This window comes from Roseovarius sp. MMSF_3350, assembly GCF_030733425.1.
In the GTDB taxonomy this organism is placed as follows: Bacteria; Pseudomonadota; Alphaproteobacteria; order Rhodobacterales; family Rhodobacteraceae; genus Roseovarius.
This window is the reverse complement of the sequence record NZ_JASHIZ010000008.1, coordinates 93,329-110,157: the sequence shown is the minus strand read 5'-3', so window position 1 is coordinate 110,157 and position 16,829 is coordinate 93,329. Positions and strand designations below refer to the sequence as shown.

The window sequence follows — 16,829 nt, the reverse complement described above, 5'->3', positions numbered from 1 at the left end:
TTTTCTATCCCGGAATTTGCGCAAATTCCGGGGGCGCGACGGGCGCGGCATGCGCCTAGCGTCCCGCGTCGGGCAGGACCACGAGGGCGTGTTCCATCCCGTCGAGGTCGGTGTCGATGCGCGGGGCGATCTCGTCCCAGTCGCCACCCGCGAGGCCCGCGCCGATCAGGGGATAGCCGATGCGGGCGTCGGGAAACTCGCGGGCCACGGCCTCGAACGCCGATTGCAGCGCGTCGTAATTGACCTTTTGCCCGTGCCCGCTGTGATCGAACTGGGTGTACGCGTTGACGATGGTCAGGCTGTGGCCGTCGCACTCGACCGTGGCATGAGAGATGGTGCCCAGCTTGGCGCGGTCGCCCTTGGGCGTTTCCATGTCGGCCTGCGCGGCGGCGGGAAATTCCTTGGCGATGATCCTGGCGATACCGGCGCCCATGGCGTGAAAGCAGTTGCAGCCGTGCACGAGCACGTCGAACTGTCCGGATTTGGCCAGGGCGATCAGGTCTCCTTCGACTTTTTTCATGGTGTGTCTCCAAGCGTTTCGAGGGCGCGGGCGAACATGGGCGCGTCGACGTTGCCGCCGGAAATCGTGCAGATGACCGTGTCGGCGTTTAGCCGGTCGCCGTGATAGAGCGCGGCCGCGAGCGCGGCGGCGCCGCCGGGTTCGGCCACCAGTTTCAGGCGCTGGAAGGCGTGGGCCATGGTGCGCAGGCAGTCATCCTCGGAGACCGCGATGCCGGGGCCGCAGAGGCGCTTGAGGATAGGGAAGGTGATTTTGCCCGGCGCGGGGGTGAGGATGGCGTCGCAGATATTGCCGGAGGGGGCTGCGTTGGTCTCGATCTGCCCCGAGGCGAGCGAGCGGGTGACGTCGTCGAAGCCTTCGGGTTCCACTGGGCGAACGGTGAAGCCGGGAGAGTCGGCCTCGAGCGCCAGCGCGATGCCCGAGGTGAAGCCGCCGCCGCCGCAGCAGACCAGCATTTCGGCTTCATGGATGCCGAGCTCTGCCGCTTGTTCCGCGATTTCCAAGCCACAGGTGCCCTGGCCCGCGATGACCTGCGGTTCGTCATAGGGGCGGATCAGGGTGAGGTCGCGCTCGGCCTGGAGTGACTCGCCCAGTTCCTCGCGGCTTTCGCCGGCGGCGCGGTCGTAGAGAACGACCTCGGCGCCGAGGGCGCGGGTGTTGGCGATCTTCAATGCGGGCGCGTCGGCGGGCATGATGATGACGGCGGGGGCGCCCAGTTCGCGGGCGGCCAGTGCCACGCCTTGCGCGTGGTTGCCGGAGGAAAAGGCGATGACGCCCTTGGCGCGGGTTTCGGCGTCGAGCGCGGAGACGGCGGAGCGGCCGCCGCGATACTTGAAGCTGCCGGTGTGTTGCAGGCATTCGGGTTTGACGAGGATGCGGCGGCCTGCGATCTCATCAAGGAAGGGCGAGGACAGCAGCGGCGTGCGCCGGGCGTGGCCCTTGAGGCGCTCGGCGGCGGCGCGGATGAGGGTGATGTCGGTCATGCCGCGGCCTCCAGAAGTTGGCGGATGGCGGCCAGCGATTGCGGCTCGTCGAGGAATGGGACGTGGCCGCGGTTGGGCACGACGGCGGTGATCATGTTGGGATGGCGGGTTTGCATCTGGGCTTGCGTCTCGGCGGTGAAGAGGTCGGAGTTCTCGCCCCGGATCGAGGCGGTTGGGATGGGTTTCAGCCCGTCGAAAAGCGCCCAGAGGTCCACGGCCTCGCCCGCGCCGGCCTGGCCCACCAGCGCGTCGCGCAGGCGGGGGTCGTAGCGCAGGGTGATGCCGCCCGAGGGGGCGTCCTGCCACATGAACTCGGCCTGTTCGCGCCAGCGGGAGAGCGGGATGTCGGGGAAATCCCGTGCGTGGCCTGCGGCCAGCGCGTCGGCGGCGGCGTCGAGGGTGTCGAAGGGCGGCGTCTTGCCGACGTAATCCATGATGCGTTCGATGCCGATTGGGGCCACCTCCGGCCCGATATCGTTCAGCACTACGCCGGCGAGGCGGTCGGGATGGCTGTGCGAGAGGGCCATGGCGATGAGGCCGCCGCGCGAGGTGCCGATGAGGATTGTCCGCTCGATGCCCAGGTGGTCGAGGAGTTCGATGGCATCCTGGCCTTCACGCAGGATGTTGTAGGTCATGAAATCCTCGGCATGGTCCGACAGGCCGCGCCCGCGATAGTCGAGGCGGATGACGCGGTGATCCGACAGGTGCGGCACGAGGTAGGTGAAGTCGGTGACGTTGCGCGTGAGACCAGCGAGGCAGAGGATCGGCGTGCCCGTTTGCTTTTCCGGGCCCTTGTCGGTGTAGTGCAGCGAGAGGCCGTCGGAGGTGGTGAAGTGCGGCATTATCGGGCAAGCTCCGGGATGCCGGTGAGGTCTGTCAGCACGTGGCCCGGGGTGGCGGGCAGGCGGTCCATCGGGGCGCCGGCGCGGTTGACCCAGGCGGTGGTGAAGCCGTAGCCCGCCGCGGCCGCGGCGTCCCAGCCGTTGGAGGAGACGAAAAGGACCTCGGACCGGGCGCAGCCGAAGCGGTCGCCTACGAGGTCGTAGACGCTGGCGTGGGGTTTGAAGATGCCGACGCTTTCGACCGAGAGCACGTCATCGAGCACATCGCCGATGCCCGCCGATTTCACCGCGCCGTCCAGCATGTCGGGCGAGCCGTTGGACAGGATCGCGGTGCTCATGCCCTTGGATTTGAGCGCGTGGAGCATGGCGGGGACTTCCGGGTAGGCTTCAAGCTCCCAGTAGAGTTGCAGGAGGCGCTCGCGCAGGTCGGCGTCGCCCGACAGCCCCTCGGCCTCGAGCGCCCAGTCGAGGCCGTCTTGCGTGACTGTCCAGAAATCGGTGTGGTCACCGGTGATGGCGCGCAGCCAGGTGTATTGCAGCTGTTTCAGGCGCCAGTGTTCGGCGATGGCGGGCCAGTGGGCGCGAAACGCCTCGCGCCCCGGCTCGTCGGCGGCGGTGCGGGCGGCGGCGGCCACGTCGAAAAGCGTGCCGTAGGCGTCGAAGATGCAGGTGGTGATGGGCATGGGGGCCTTGGAGATGCGGTGTTTCGGGCGCAGAGTGGCACGTCTGGGGGTGGGTTGGAACCCTGTTTGCAATCGCTTCACGGGCAGGTTAGCCTTGGGCAGATCATCAAGCACCCGCGCGAGGCGCGGCCTTGGAAACCCATCCCCCAAACAGATTGGAAACCACATGACGCAGGTGAAATCCGGCGATACGGTAAAAGTACATTACAAGGGCACGCTGGCCGACGGCACGACCTTCGACAGCAGCGAAGGGCGCGACCCGCTGGAGTTCACGGTGGGCTCCGGTCAGATCATCCCCGGCCTCGACAAGGCCATTCCGGGTATGGAAGTGGGCGACAAGAAAACCGTCGAAGTGCCCGCCGACGAGGCCTATGGCCCGCTGGACCCGGCCGCCAAGCAGGCTGTGCCGCGCGCCGACATTCCCGACGACATTCCGCTGGATATCGGTACGCAGTTGCAGGTGCAGACGCCGCAGGGCCAGACCCTTCAGGTGATGGTGGCCGAAGTGACCGACGAGCAGGTGACACTGGACGCCAACCACCCGCTGGCGGGCAAGGACCTGACATTCGACGTCGAGCTGGTCGGGATCGACAGCTGATGTGATCTGCGCGGGCGGCGGCCTTGTCGCCCGCAGCGCGCATTCCGGGTCAGACCGGGGCGCGGGACATCGCAAAACGCGCGTGACGGAAGGCTGTCGCGCGCGTTTTTTCTTGCGCGGAGTGGGGCCTCAATCGTCCGACGGCGTGCGGGTGATGGGCGGGCCGGAACACGTGCGCAGGGTCCGCGTTGGACCTCATGCAACCGGCGGAAAGATCAAGGGGCGCGAGGGCAATGTTGGAGTTCATCAAGGAAAACGTGGAAATCGCGCAGATCGCGGTCAGCCTGATGACGGCGATCATCTGGCTGGTCTATCTGCATATCTTCCTGAGCGGGTACATCCAGCAACGGCGGTCCAGCATCCTGATCAACCGCGGCGGCGGCCCCGACATGCAGGCTCGGTGCCTGGTGTCGAACATGGGCGCCCAGCCCGCCTATCTGCTGGACGTGCTCGCGTCGCTGGGCACGGGCGACGACATCAATGTCTCCAGTGTTATCGACCGCGAGGAGCTGCGGAAGGAAGAACTGGAGCAGCCCACGAAAGTGACGGGCCAGGGGCCGATTCCCTCGGGCGGATACGTGGATATCGGTACCTTCGGGGATGTTGCGCGTCGTGCGGGGCACAGTGCCGAAGACGGCAACCTGGAGGACCGTTGCCTTAAGCTGGTGGCGGTCTGTGCGACGAACCAGGCCAATCACGTCGTCGCCGCGGTGCGCGAGTTCGACCTGCATGCCGCGGACGGAGGCGTGCGGCTGGTGCCCCGGAAGCTGGAGGCGCGACAGATCCGGTCGCGGCGGCTGAGGAAGAAGATCACGTCGATGCTGGAGCGACTGGCGCGCAAGGACGGAAATGCCGAGATCGGCGCGGAGTTCGCCGGGCTGTGACGACGATACGAGAGGGCGCGGACCTGCGTGGTGGCAGGCGGCCTCAGCCCGTTTCCAGCAGGACCGCGCCACGGCGGCCGGGGCTGAGCACCATGTTGTGCGCCGTGACGCAATCGGTCAGCGGCAGGCAGGCGTGGATCGCAGGTTTCAGCGCGCCTTCGGAAAGGGCCGCGTGCAGGCGCGCGATGGCCGCGGCGCGGTCCGCCGGCGGCAGGATGTAGATCAGGGTGATGTCGATCTTGAGCGCCTTGAACAGCATCGCGCCAAAGGGCAGTTCGGGCGTCATGGCCTTGGCCGAGCCGTAGGTGGCGATGGTGCCCATCGGTTTCATCACCTCGGCCAGAAGGGGGGCGTTGGTGCCGAATTCGACCTCTACGGCGCGGGCGATGCCATTCGGGGCAATGTCCTTGATTTTCGCTGTCAGATCCGCGTCGCGGTAGTCGAGCACGTGATCGGCGCCGGTGTCGGCCACGTAATCGGCGGCGTCGGCGGAGGCGGTGGTGATGACGGTGGCGCCGCCCCATTTGGCCAGCTGCACCGCCATGTGGCCGACGGCGCCCGCGCCGCCGGAAATAAGCAAAGTTTGCCCCGCCACCTCGCCGCCGCCGAAGACGGTCTGGCACGCGGTCAGGCCTGGGATTCCGAGCGTGGCGCCGACCTCGTGGCTGACGCCCTGGGGCAGGGGCACGGCCTGGTCGGCGGGCAGGGCGATCATCTCGGCCGCGGTGCCATGGGCGCGTTGCCACTGAGCGTTCCAGAGCCAGACGTGTTGATCCATGCGGGAGGCGTCAACGCCTTCGCCCACGGCGAAGATCGTGCCGGCGCCGTCGGAATGGGGAATGATGCTGGGAAAATCGGGCTTGGTCACGCCGGGGCGGGTGCCGGCGCGGGACTTGGCGTCGGACGGGTTGACGCCGGAATGGGTAAGCCGCACGAGCACCTCGCCCGGGCCGGGCGTGGGGGTGTCGACCTCGCCCACGGTGAGGACATCTTCGGCGGGTCCGAATGTTTCGTAATGGGCGGCGCGCATCGGGGCCGGGTCAGCCGGACTTGCGGCGCAGGCGGATCACCACGTCGACCGATGCGATTTCCGCGCCTGCGGGGGCGCCGGGCAGGCGAGCGATCTCAAGCTCCTCGGCGGGGGCGTCGGAAAGGCGCTGCTCGTCCTCCCAGAAGAAATGCGGGTGGTCGTGGGTGTTGGTGTCGAAATAGCTTTTCGAGCCGTCGACCGTGACCTCTTGCAGAAGGCCCGCGTCGCAGAAGGCGCGTAGAGTGTTGTAGACGGTGGCAAGCGACACGCTGTCGCCGTTTTCGCAGACAGCGGCAAAGAGGCTTTCGGCGGTGACGTGGCGGTGCTGCCCGTCGCCCACCAGAAGAGTCGCCAGCGCGACACGCTGACGGGTCGGGCGCAGGCCTGCGCCGGCCAGCCATTCGGTTCCGCGGTTGGTGGCCTCGGTTGTCGTTGCCTCGGTTTTGGTCATGCAACCTCCTGTAACAGCTTTAATATAAGGGGCGGGCCGGGAGGATTTCAAACAAAAACTCGCCCGTGGCGCGCAGCGTGACATAGGCGCGCGGGGGCGGGGTGATGCAGGCGGGTGCGGCCGTGCAGGGCGTCTACGGGGCTTGCACGTGGGTTTTGCGGGGTGCTACACGGTCAGGTAACGGAACTGACAAAGAAAAGGGTGCGACCCTATGGCCGACTTCCCGAGCAGCTTCGACCGCGAAGACCTGCTGAAATGCGCACGCGGCGAGCTTTTCGGCCCCGGCAATGCGCAGCTGCCCCTGCCGCCGATGTTGATGATGGACCGGATCACCGATATTTCGGGCGATGGCGGTCCGCACGGCAAGGGGCACGTTGTGGCCGAGTTCGACATCACGCCGGACCTGTGGTTTTTCGAGTGTCACTTTCCGGGCAACCCGATCATGCCGGGATGCCTTGGCCTCGACGGGCTGTGGCAGCTGACCGGCTTCAACCTGGGCTGGCGCGGCTGGCAGGGGCGCGGCTATGCGCTGGGCGTGGGCGAGGTGAAGTTGACGGGCATGGTGCGCCCCGACCGCAAGATGCTGACCTACTACGTTGATTTCACCAAGGCGGTGCAGACGAGGCGCCTGACCATGGGCGTGGCCGACGGCCGGGTCGAGGCCGATGGCGAGGTGATCTACCAGGTCAAGGACATGAAGGTCGCGCTGAGCGAGACCTGAGGCGCGACCATGGCTGGGGCCGGCCCGACACTTCACCTGATCTGCGGCAAGGCGGCGGCGGGCAAATCCACTCTGTCGGAGTCCCTTGGGCGCGCGGCGAGGGCCGTGCGCATTTCCGAGGACGACTGGCTGGCGCCGCTTTTCGGTGATAGGATGGAAACGCTGGCCGATTACGTCGCGTTCTCGAAACGGCTGCGGGCTGTCGTCGGGCCGCACGTGACGCAGCTTTTGCAGGCAGGTGTGAACGTCGTTCTGGATTTCCCGGCCAACACCGCAGAGGCGCGGGCCTGGATGAAGGGCGTGGCGGAGGCGGCGGGCAGCGCCTGCGTCCTGCATTACCTCGACGTTCCGGACGCGGTCTGCAAGGCGCGGCTTGCGGTGCGCAATGCCGACGGCGCGCATCCCTTCAGCGTGAGTGAAGAGCAGTTCGACAGGCTGACGCGATATTTCGAGCCGCCTTTACCCGAGGAGGGGATCGAGATCGTCCGGAATGCCGCGCCCTGAAGCGACAAGGGTGTTGATCCTGGATTGCAGCAGGAGCTCCGCCGCCCGGAGGGGCAGACGCGAGAAAAATGCTGTCACATCGGGCGGATGGCCTCGCTTTTTCGCGTTGGACGCGCTCGGCGCCTCGCTAAGTGCCTGATTTAAAATAATTTCGGCGAATTTTCGCTTACGCGACGTAAGGTTAACCTTATTTAAACGAGTTTATTGCGGCCCCCATTCCCGGTTGGGATAAGGTCGGTTCAAGACACCAAGGTTGCGCCTGTGGAGCATCACCCCCACGTCAATGGCCAGTCGCAAGAGATTAACGAGGCAAGAGCGCGTGCAAACCAACAGTGATGCTTTCGGGCCGGTCGGCCGGATCGGCGTGACGGAATTCATAGATGCACTGCCGGACGAGTTCGTGATCGTGGATTCCGACGGCGTGGTCATCGCCGCCAATTCCGCATGGAAGCAGTTCAGCGCCGAGAATGACGGAGCGCCCTCGGGCTATGTCGGAAGCAATTATTTCGACGTCTGCCGCAGCGCCGACGGGATTTCGAGCATGGAAGCCCGGCTGATCGCGGAGTCGCTGGAGATGACGCTGCGCTCGGGCGAGCCTTTCGTGTGCGAGTATCCCTGCGACAGTCCCACCACGAAACGCTGGTTCGAGCTGACCGCGACGCGGGTTGTGTTCGAAGGCCAGCCCTTTCTGACCATCCAGCACCGCAACGTGACGCAACGCCACCAGGAACGCGACGCGCTGAAGCGTACGGCGGTGGACAGCAACGCGCTGGCCGCACTGGTGGCGGGGACGTCGGACGCGATCCTGAGCTATGATCTGGAGGGCAAGATCACGTCATGGAACCCGGCGGCAGAGCGGTTGTATGGATATTCCGGCGACGAGATCATCGGGCAATCGCTGGAAACGCTCTATCCCTCGGACGAGACGAAACGGGTTGCATGGTTTCGTGACGAGATCATCGCCGGCCGGCTGGAGCGGTTCGAGGCCGTGCGCGTGGGTCGCGACGGCACGCCGCGGGAGGTCTGGATCAGTTGTGCGCCGATCCGGGGCTCGGATGGCGAGGTGGTGGCGATTTCCAACATCCACCGCGACATCACCGAGTTGCGCAAGTCGGAAAAAGCGCGCGAGCTGATGTCGCGCGAGGTCATCCACCGGGCCAAGAACATGCTGACCATCGTGTCGGCGGTACAGCGCCAGACCGCGCGCAGCGCCGCGACGGTCGAGGATTTCCACGCGAGGTTCGGCGACCGGATTTCGGCCCTGTCGAAATCGACCGATCTGCTGGTCGGCGGGCACTGGCAAGATGCGGACCTGCGCGACCTGGTGATGGGGCATCTGCGTCCGTTCACCGTGGAAAACGATGCGCGTGTCCGCCTGTCCGGGCCGGAGGTGCGGCTGATGCCGCAGGCGCTGCAGACGCTGGGGATCGCGCTGCACGAACTGGCCACGAACGCAATGAAATACGGTGCATTGGCGCATGACGACGGCGAGGTGCAGCTGGGCTGGAAGCTGGTCCATGGTCCCGAGGGGCGCGTGCTGGACCTGAGTTGGCAGGAACGCAACCTGGCGCATCCCCCCGAGGAAGAGGCGCCGGGATTTGGCAGCACCGTGCTGACGTCGCTGGCGCCGTCGATGCTGGGCACGCAGGCGCGGTATCATGTGGCGCCGGAAGGCGTTCACTGGACGATCTCCATCGACCCCACGCATTTTTCCCCGGTAGGATAGGCCCGCGGGCGCGGCATTGATCTTGCACCCGCCGCCTTGCATGGCCTACAACGCGAGCAATCAGGTAGGGAGGCAACATGCGTCGCGTCGTCGTCACCGGGCTGGGGATCGTCTCCAGTATCGGCAACAATGCCGAGGAGGTGCTGACCTCCTTGAAAGAGGGGCGTTCGGGTATCTCGGCGAACGAGGAAATGGCCGAGCACGGATTCCGCAGCCAGATCGCCGGGGACGTCAAGCTGGACGTGACCGAGCACGTGGACAAGCGCACCCTGCGATTCATGGGGCCGGGTGCGGCCTATGCGCATATCGCCATGCAACAGGCCATTGCCGATGCCGGTCTGGAGGAGGGCGAGATCGTCAACCCGCGCACCGGGCTGGTGGCGGGGTCGGGCGGGCCGTCCACCTCGGCCATGCTGGCGGCGCATCAGACGGTGCTGGAAAAGGGCAGCCCCAAGCGGATCGGGCCCTTTGCCGTTCCGAAATGCATGTCCTCGACGATCAGCGCCAACCTGTCGACCGCCTTCAAGATCAAGGGCATCAACTATTCCATCACCTCGGCCTGTTCCACCAGCCTGCATTGCATCGGCAACGCCGCCGAGCAGATCATGATGGGCAAGCAGGACGTAATGTTCGCGGGGGGCGGCGAAGAGCTGGACTGGACGTTGTCGTGCCTGTTCGACGCGATGGGCGCGATGTCGTCGAAGTATAACGACACCCCCGAGAAGGCGAGCCGGGCCTTTGACGCGGACCGCGACGGATTCGTGATTTCCGGTGGCGGCGGGATCGTCGTGCTGGAGGATCTGGAGCATGCGAAGGCGCGGGGTGCCAAGATCTATGCCGAGGTGACGGGCTATGCCGCGACCAGCGACGGGCATGACATGGTGGCCCCCAGCGGCGAAGGCGGCGAGCGGGCGATGCGCCTGGCGTTGCAGACGCTGCCCGAGGGTCGCCGCGTTGGCTATATCAACGCGCATGGCACCAGTACGCCGGTCGGTGACGCGGGCGAGGTGGAGGCCGTACGGCGGATTTTCGGCGAGGGCAACGTGCCGCCCATAAGTTCCACAAAGTCGATGACCGGCCATAGCCAGGGGGCGACAGGGGCGCAGGAGGCGATTTACTGCCTCCTGGCGCTGCATCACGATTTCATCATCCCGTCCATCAATGTCGAGACGCTGGACCCCGCCATCCACGAGGGCGAGATCGCCACGGCGCGCGTGGACGATGCCGGGCTGGATACGGTGATGACCAACTCTTTCGGTTTCGGTGGCACGAACGGCTCGATGCTGCTGAGCCGTTTTGACGGATAGGACGGCCATGACGAATTCTATGCAAGGACAGCGTGGCCTGATCATGGGCGTCGCGAACGACCGCTCGATCGCGTGGGGGATCGCAAAGGCGATGCACGCGGCCGGGGCGGAGCTGGCGTTCTCCTATCAGGGCGAGGCCTTTGCCAGGCGGGTGGAACCGCTGGCCAATTCGCTGGGATCGAACCTGTTGATGGACGTGGACGTCACCAAGGACGAGTCGCTGGACGCCGCCTTTGCAACACTGGCCGAGACATGGCCGACGATCGACTTCGTGGTGCATGCCATCGCCTATTCCGACAAGTCCGAGCTGTCGGGCCGGTTCCTGAACACCAGCCGGACCAATTTCAAGCATTCGATGGATATCTCGGTCTATTCCTTCATCGAGGTGGCCCGCCGGGCCTATCCGATGATGAAGGAGAAGGGCGGCACGATGCTGACCCTGACCTACCAGGGATCGAACCGTGTGGTGCCGAACTATAACGTGATGGGCGTGGCCAAGGCGGCGCTGGAGGCCACGACGCGGTATCTGGCCAATGACCTTGGCCCCGACAAGATCCGCGTGAACGCGATCAGCCCCGGGCCGATGAAGACGCTGGCCGGCGCGGCCATCGGCGGGGCGCGGCGGACGTTCCGGCACACGGAAGAGAACGCGCCGATGCGGGCCAATGCCACGCTGGAGGCGATCGGCGGCACGGCGGTGTATCTGGCGAGCCCGGCCGGGGCCTGCACCACCGGCGAGGTGATCAAGGTCGATGGCGGCTATCACGTGCTGGGGATGCCGCAGCCCGAAAACCTCTGACCCGCGGCCATTGGCCCCCTGCCGGAGCAGGGGGGCGCCTAGCCACGCGGTGGATCAGAGTATGAAGTCGTCCGAATCCAGTTGTGAGACGGAGATGCCGACAAGGGTCAGCTGATGTGCCCCGAAGTCGAGCCGGATATCGTCGCCGACGGTTTGGGCCGCGGCGAGGACGTCCTGAAACCGATGCACGCCGTCGATGGCGGTGAGGTCGATCTGGTCGTCGCCCGGCTCGAAGTCGGTGATGACATCATGGGCGTGGGTGAAGACGAAAGTGTCCGCGCCGACCCCGCCTGTCATCACGTCCTTGCCGGTGCCACCATTCAGCAGGTCGTTGCCTTCGCCACCGCGCAGAATGTCATGCCCCCCGCCGCCAAGCATGATGTCATCCCCTTCGCCGCCGATGAGCGTGTCGTGCCCGCCACCGGCCTTGATCGTGTCGTTGCCCTCGTCGGCGTGGATATAGTCGTTTCCATGCCCGGCCTTGATGTCGTCGTTGCCCGATCCGGCATACATCCGGTCATTACCGCTTCCGCCACTCATTGTGTCGTTGCCTTCGCCGGCGCGCATCAGGTCATTCCCCGAGCCACCGTTCAGGCGGTCATTGCCTTCGCCTGCGTCGAGGGTGTCATCGCCATCGCCACCGTTCAACGTATCGTCGCCGCTTTCATCCCGGAGGATATCGTCGCCGTCGTTTCCGAAGAGCACGTCTTCGCCCTTGCCGCCCTCCACGGTGTCGTTGCCGCGGTTCCCGACGAGCCGGTCGCTGTCGTCACCACCGAAGATCGCATCGTCGCCGTCGCGCCCGATGAGGGTGTCGTCGCCGTCGAAGCCCTTGATGATGTCGTCGAAAAGCGTGCCTGACAGCCAGTCAGCGCTGCCCTTTCCGTTGATCTGCGCCATGTCGTTCTCTCCTGTCGGTTCTGGGGGGGGGCGGGTGCCGCCCGTTGGGTGAGCGCCCCGGGTCTGACCCGGGAACAGGAGGACAACGGTCATGAGGTCGGATTTATTCCGATATCCCGGTTTCGACCGGTTATCGCCACATTATCGCCATGGGAGGCGGCGACGGTTCACCCATGACCTTCATGCGCTCTCCCCACGAGCTACGCCTCGAAAAACGCCAGGCCAGGAGCCGGGCCGCCCGCAAATGGGCGCGTGGGATTCAGCTTGGCCTGATGGGGCTGTGCCTGACGGCGGTATGGCAGGAACGGGCGATCCATCCGGGGATGCATGACCGGATGCAGGACGCCTATGCCTATGGCGTCGACTGGCTCGAAAGCACGGAGACCGGCAGCAGCTATCTGACCGCGATGGGCGGACTGAGCGGCGGCGGCGACAGCGGCGAGCATGACGCGATCACGCGGGCATTGCTGAACCTGCGGCAGTAACCGCGAACGCCATGCCGCGGGCCGGCGGTGCCTTTTCGGCCACATCTTCCACAATCCGTGCGGGGCAGCTTGAAAGGGGCGCGGTGAAGCAGCACCTGATGCGACAGAGGACGACCTCCCCACTCGGGCAGTTTGCATCCGGGACGGCCCGGCTCAAGTGGGAGGGTTCCATGAGATCCCCGTTCGACCGTCTGCGCCACGCGCTGAGCTTTGAAATCATCGCCCTGATCCTGATCGTGCCACTGGGGGCTGTGGCCTTCGGGGTGCCGATGCACGATATCGGGGTGGTCGGGCTGGTCAGCGCGACCATCGCCACGCTGTGGAACATGATTTTCAATTTCGGTTTCGACCTGGTGCTGCGGCGGCAGACCGGCTCGACACGCAAGACCGCCTTGATGCGGATCGGTCATGCGGGCCTGTTCGAGGCGGGACTGCTGGTGGTGCTCATGCCGTTCATCGCGTGGTATCTGCAGGTGTCGCTGTGGCAGGCGCTGGTGATGGACCTGTCATTCGCGTTGTTCTACATGGTCTACGCTTTGGGCTTTAACTGGCTTTATGACATGGTGTTTCCGCTGCCGGAATGGACCGGGCAGGAGGCTCGGAACTGAGCTGCAGTACAGCGCCATCGGCCGCGATTGCGCCAAACCCTGCCGATCGGGACGAAATCGCGCGGTCACGGTGGCGTGAGGGCGGTTTGCCTGCGCCGGATCGGCGTTATCTTCAAAGATGAATGACGGTGCAGGTCATGCCGATGCTGGCGGCCTGCGCCCCCGACCCGACAGGAGACACCGATATGACTAGCCGACTGATCAACCGACGCAGCCTGATCGCCACCGGCGGCGCGGCCGCCGCCGTGACACTGGGATCGGGCCTGATCGTGCCCGCCCGTGCCGCAGGCGTGCAGCCGACGCCGACGATGCCGGGCGGCGCCAACAACTATCGCCCCGGCGCGCAGATCGTGCAGCGAATCGGCAATGGCGGATTCGCCATGACCGGCACCGTGCGCCGTGCGGGCGACGGCGCCCCGCTGGAAGGCCGCCGCATCCAGATCTGGGCGCACACGACCGAAGGGCACGAGCGTGACCCGCAAAGCCACGGTGCGACGCTGACCGACCGAAACGGGCAGTTCGTGATGGACATGCCGCAGATCGTGCCCGCCTTCGGTCAGCCGCACGGGCATCTGGCCTATGATGCAGAGTATGACGATGGCGGGTTCGAGACCGTGTTCCTGCGCCCGGTGATGTCGAGCGCGTCGGAGACCTCGCTTGACGTGGAGTTCGTGCTGGTTCCGGCGTAGCGTCCTGATGTTGCGAAAGGTTTTGATATGGGCGGCGGTTTGCGCCGCCCTTCTTGTGCCCGTCGTGGCGGCGGGGTTCAGCCCGCTGCTGCAATGGCGCCAACCCATCTATATCGTGGCCGGGTTTGCCGGGATCGTGGGCTTTTCCCTGATGCTTTTGCAGCCGCTTCTGGCCGGGGGCTACCTGCCCGGCTTGCCGGCGCTGAAAGGGCGGCGGGTGCATCGTTGGGTCGGCGCGGGGATCGTGGCGCTGGTGGTGCTGCACGTGGGCGGGTTGTGGCTGACCAGCCCGCCGGACGTGGTGGATGCGCTGCTGCTGCGCTCGCCGACGCCGTTCTCGGTATGGGGTGTTCTGGTCATGTGGCTGATCTTTGCCACCGCCGCGCTGGCGCTTACGCGCAAGCGGCTGGGGGTGCGGCCCATGACATGGCGGCGGGTGCACACGGCGCTGGCGGTGCTGATCGTGGCGGGCACGGGCCTGCACGCGATCCTTATTCAGGGCACGATGGAAACGGTGAGCAAGTTCGCCCTGTGCGCGCTGGCGCTGGGGGCGACGATCAAGGTCATACGGGACCTGCGGATCTGGGCCGGCAAAACAAGGTGAAGCGGGCGGCATCCCGGACTTGATCCGGGATCTCATTGTCTCGGAGGTCCCGGGTCAGGCCCGGGACGGGTGTTTCAGAACCACTGGCCGGGTTCCATCAGGCCCAAGTCCAGCAATTGACGCGAATGCCATTCGAACGGCGCGGAATTGTGCCACTTGAACGTGTGGATGTCGAAGGTCGAGCCCGGGTTGCGTTTCAGCGCCTTGGCCGTGCGGAACGAGGCCACCGCCGCCGTCAGATTGTGGTGCCAGGGGCAGGCATAGGTGTTGTATTCCTCGTCGTTGAAGGTGTGATCGGGACGCAATTCCAGCCCCGGCCTGGCGCGGAACAGAGAGATACGGTCGATCTTGCGCCGCTCGGCGGGGATGTGTTCCTCGTATCGCCAACGCAGGCCGCCGAAGAAATCGAGCTGCCGTTCGCGCGGGTGGTTGTGGTTGTCGGGATCGTTGCGCGCCAGCGCGTAATAGCCGGAACGGTCGAGATGCGCATCCTCCAGCGAGACGGCGTCGCGGTGCAGGTCGAGGTCGCCGGCGTAGAGATCGACCACGTAGGTCAGCATGGCGTCGCGCCGTTCCTCGGTGTGGAAGGCCAGCATCTCGCCCACGGTGCGGGTCTCGCAGAAGGGAAAGAACAGGTACTCGGCGTTGAAGCAGTAATAGAGCCAAAGACCCGGCGCGGCCTCGATCACGCGGTTCACCGCCTCGACGAAACTGTCGCCCGCCGCGATGTCATAGCCGATCCGCTCGACCCGGTCGGCCACGTCGGGCGCGAGGGAGAACGCGGGGGGCATGAGCACCAGCACCGAGGCGAACCCGGTGTCGAGATGGTGCCGGATGGCGCTGTCGACCTCGACCTGATCCTCGACGAAGATCATGGCGACGGGGCCCTTGGCCAGCGCCGCGGCGGAACTGTCGAGAAAGGCGGAGAGGCTGTGATATTGCATCGTCATCCTTCGGGGCTGCGCCGGTAAAATTCCGCAATTCGCGGCGCATTGCAAGTCGGGCCGCAGGTGGTGTAGGCAGGCGCCTTGAAACCGCTTGAGACGCAGGGTGTGGCCATGTCCGAGACGAAAAAGCTATACATCAAGACCTACGGGTGCCAGATGAACGTCTATGACAGCGAGCGCATGGCCGAGGCCATGGGCGGCGCGGGCTATGTCGAGACGGACACGCCCGACGACGCGGACATGATTCTGCTCAATACCTGTCACATACGTGAAAAGGCCGCGGAAAAGGTTTATTCCGAGCTGGGCCGGTTCAAGGGGCTGAAGGACGCCAAGCCCGACCTCAAGATCGGCGTGGCCGGCTGTGTCGCGCAGGCCGAGGGCGAGGAGATCATGCGCCGCCAGCCGATGGTGGACCTGGTGGTGGGGCCGCAAAGCTATCACAACCTGCCGGCGCTGGAGGCCAAGGCGCGGGACGGGGCCAAGGCGCTGGACACGGATTTTCCGGTCGACGACAAGTTCGACACGCTGCGCAAGCGGGGCGGCAAGGCCAAGCGCGGACCGACCGCGTTCCTGACCGTGCAGGAAGGCTGCGACAAGTTCTGTGCCTTCTGCGTGGTGCCCTATACCCGTGGCGCGGAGGTAAGCCGCCCGGTGGCGCGCATCGTGGACGAGGCGAAAGAGCTGGTGGAGCGCGGCGTGCGCGAGATCACCCTGCTGGGCCAGAACGTGAATGCCTATCACGGGCAGGGGCCGGACGGGAACGACTGGTCGCTGGCGCAGCTGATCTGGGAGTTGGACAAGGTCGACGGGTTGGAGCGCATCCGGTTCACGACCAGTCATCCCAACGACATGGGCGACGACCTGATCGAGGCGCACGGGCAGTGTGCCAAGCTGATGCCCTACCTGCACTTGCCGGTGCAATCGGGCAGCGACCGCATCCTGAAGCGGATGAACCGCAGTCATACCGCCGAAAGCTATATCCGGTTGATCGAGCGCATCCGCGCGGCGCGGCCCGATATCCTGCTGTCGGGGGATTTCATCGTGGGCTTCCCGGAGGAGACCGAGGCGGATTTCGCCGACACGATGGCGCTGATCGAGGAGGTCCGCTATGGCTATGCCTATTCCTTCAAGTATTCCACACGGCCCGGCACGCCCGCGGCGGAGCGTGCGCAGTTGGACGAGGACGTGAAGACCGAGCGGTTGCACCGCCTTCAGGCGCTGATCACCGAACAGCAGCGCGCCATCCAGGATGCCATGGTGGGCCGCGAGGTGGGTGTGCTGTTCGAGAAGGCCGGACGCCGCGAGGGGCAGATGGTGGGCAAGTCGGATTACCTGCACGCGGTCCATGTGAGCGATCCCGACGTGCGGCCCGGCGACCTGCGCCGGGTGGAAATCATCGAAAGCGGCGCCAATTCGCTGGGCGGTCGGGTGCTGCCCGCCTGAAGTTCCGGCAGGGTGGCGGTCACGCTCGGGGATGGCGGGATAATTCGCTGTTTCGGGGTATGTACAGCCCATGGGTGGGGATTGTTTCCCGGGGCGCCACAATAT

General features: G+C 65.7%; 20 protein-coding genes. 12 read left to right on the top strand and 8 right to left on the bottom strand.

Annotation, left to right across the window (positions count from 1 at the left end):
* Positions 1-55: 55 nt before the first annotated feature.
* The 4 genes from RBB31_RS09715 to RBB31_RS09700 are packed head-to-tail and all read right to left on the bottom strand — an operon-like array spanning position 56 to position 3,028.
* A complete protein-coding gene (locus RBB31_RS09715; protein WP_306129089.1) occupies positions 56-520 on the bottom strand; it encodes a macro domain-containing protein in 465 nt (154 codons plus the stop codon).
* A complete protein-coding gene (locus RBB31_RS09710; RefSeq protein ID WP_306129088.1) occupies positions 517-1,503 on the bottom strand; it encodes a threonine/serine dehydratase in 987 nt (328 codons plus the stop codon). The genes RBB31_RS09715 and RBB31_RS09710 overlap by 4 nt, the downstream gene beginning before the upstream one ends.
* Entirely contained in the window at positions 1,500-2,345 is an 846-nt protein-coding gene (locus tag RBB31_RS09705) for an alpha/beta fold hydrolase (protein ID WP_306129087.1), read from the bottom strand. The genes RBB31_RS09710 and RBB31_RS09705 overlap by 4 nt, the downstream gene beginning before the upstream one ends.
* Positions 2,345-3,028, bottom strand: coding sequence for a haloacid dehalogenase type II (locus RBB31_RS09700; RefSeq protein WP_306129086.1), 684 nt, complete (start codon positions 3,026-3,028; stop codon positions 2,345-2,347). The genes RBB31_RS09705 and RBB31_RS09700 overlap by 1 nt, the downstream gene beginning before the upstream one ends.
* 166 nt (positions 3,029-3,194) lie before the next feature.
* Between RBB31_RS09700 and RBB31_RS09695 the strand changes: the two genes are divergently transcribed.
* A complete protein-coding gene (locus tag RBB31_RS09695) occupies positions 3,195-3,626 on the top strand; it encodes a peptidylprolyl isomerase (protein ID WP_222450797.1) in 432 nt (143 codons plus the stop codon).
* A gap of 233 nt (positions 3,627-3,859) precedes the next feature.
* Positions 3,860-4,510 (top strand): hypothetical protein, encoded by a 651-nt coding sequence (locus RBB31_RS09690; protein ID WP_306129085.1) that lies wholly within the window; start codon positions 3,860-3,862, stop codon positions 4,508-4,510.
* Between the two features lie 43 nt (positions 4,511-4,553).
* Here the strand turns inward: RBB31_RS09690 and RBB31_RS09685 are convergent, their stop codons facing one another.
* The gene (locus RBB31_RS09685) at positions 4,554-5,540 is read right to left on the bottom strand and encodes an NADPH:quinone reductase (protein WP_306129084.1); all 987 of its coding nucleotides are present in this window, start codon (positions 5,538-5,540) and stop codon (positions 4,554-4,556) included.
* A gap of 10 nt (positions 5,541-5,550) precedes the next feature.
* Positions 5,551-5,991, bottom strand: a complete 441-nt coding sequence (gene irrA, locus RBB31_RS09680) for an iron response transcriptional regulator IrrA (RefSeq protein ID WP_306129083.1) — start codon at positions 5,989-5,991, stop codon at positions 5,551-5,553.
* A 211-nt stretch (positions 5,992-6,202) separates the two neighbouring features.
* Here irrA and fabA point away from each other — a divergent pair, with 211 nt between their 5' ends.
* From fabA to RBB31_RS09655, 5 genes are all read left to right on the top strand, one after another.
* Positions 6,203-6,712 carry a bifunctional 3-hydroxydecanoyl-ACP dehydratase/trans-2-decenoyl-ACP isomerase gene (gene fabA / locus RBB31_RS09675; RefSeq protein ID WP_306129082.1) on the top strand — a complete coding sequence of 170 codons (510 nt, stop codon included), beginning with the start codon at positions 6,203-6,205 and terminating at the stop codon, positions 6,710-6,712.
* 9 nt (positions 6,713-6,721) lie between these two features.
* Entirely contained in the window at positions 6,722-7,216 is a 495-nt protein-coding gene (locus RBB31_RS09670; protein WP_306129081.1) for an ATP-binding protein, read from the top strand.
* 319 nt (positions 7,217-7,535) lie between these two features.
* Complete coding sequence (locus RBB31_RS09665) at positions 7,536-8,942, top strand: PAS domain S-box protein (protein WP_306129080.1); 1,407 nt, start codon at positions 7,536-7,538, stop codon at positions 8,940-8,942.
* 77 nt (positions 8,943-9,019) lie between these two features.
* The gene (fabB, locus tag RBB31_RS09660) at positions 9,020-10,249 is read left to right on the top strand and encodes a beta-ketoacyl-ACP synthase I (protein WP_306129079.1); all 1,230 of its coding nucleotides are present in this window, start codon (positions 9,020-9,022) and stop codon (positions 10,247-10,249) included.
* A 7-nt stretch (positions 10,250-10,256) separates the two neighbouring features.
* Entirely contained in the window at positions 10,257-11,048 is a 792-nt protein-coding gene (locus RBB31_RS09655; protein ID WP_306129078.1) for an enoyl-ACP reductase, read from the top strand.
* A 54-nt stretch (positions 11,049-11,102) separates the two neighbouring features.
* On the opposite strand, the gene RBB31_RS09650 is transcribed toward RBB31_RS09655, so the two are convergent.
* The gene (locus tag RBB31_RS09650) at positions 11,103-11,948 is read right to left on the bottom strand and encodes a calcium-binding protein (protein WP_306129077.1); all 846 of its coding nucleotides are present in this window, start codon (positions 11,946-11,948) and stop codon (positions 11,103-11,105) included.
* Positions 11,949-12,121: 173 nt separating this feature from the next.
* On the opposite strand from RBB31_RS09650, the gene RBB31_RS09645 reads away from it, so the two are divergent.
* From RBB31_RS09645 to RBB31_RS09630, 4 genes are all read left to right on the top strand, one after another.
* Positions 12,122-12,433: a hypothetical protein gene (locus RBB31_RS09645; RefSeq protein WP_306129076.1), complete on the top strand. Its 312-nt coding sequence runs from the start codon at positions 12,122-12,124 to the stop codon at positions 12,431-12,433.
* 170 nt (positions 12,434-12,603) lie between these two features.
* A complete protein-coding gene (locus tag RBB31_RS09640) occupies positions 12,604-13,041 on the top strand; it encodes a PACE efflux transporter (RefSeq protein WP_306129075.1) in 438 nt (145 codons plus the stop codon).
* A gap of 185 nt (positions 13,042-13,226) precedes the next feature.
* Positions 13,227-13,730, top strand: a complete 504-nt coding sequence (locus tag RBB31_RS09635; RefSeq protein WP_306129159.1) for a twin-arginine translocation pathway signal — start codon at positions 13,227-13,229, stop codon at positions 13,728-13,730.
* A gap of 7 nt (positions 13,731-13,737) precedes the next feature.
* Complete coding sequence (locus RBB31_RS09630) at positions 13,738-14,334, top strand: ferric reductase-like transmembrane domain-containing protein (RefSeq protein WP_306129074.1); 597 nt, start codon at positions 13,738-13,740, stop codon at positions 14,332-14,334.
* A 74-nt stretch (positions 14,335-14,408) separates the two neighbouring features.
* On the opposite strand, the gene RBB31_RS09625 is transcribed toward RBB31_RS09630, so the two are convergent.
* On the bottom strand, positions 14,409-15,278 hold the full coding sequence (locus RBB31_RS09625) for a hypothetical protein (protein WP_306129158.1): 870 nt from the start codon (positions 15,276-15,278) through the stop codon (positions 14,409-14,411).
* Between the two features lie 114 nt (positions 15,279-15,392).
* On the opposite strand from RBB31_RS09625, the gene miaB reads away from it, so the two are divergent.
* The gene (gene miaB, locus RBB31_RS09620) at positions 15,393-16,724 is read left to right on the top strand and encodes a tRNA (N6-isopentenyl adenosine(37)-C2)-methylthiotransferase MiaB (RefSeq protein WP_306129157.1); all 1,332 of its coding nucleotides are present in this window, start codon (positions 15,393-15,395) and stop codon (positions 16,722-16,724) included.
* Positions 16,725-16,829: the final 105 nt, after the last annotated feature.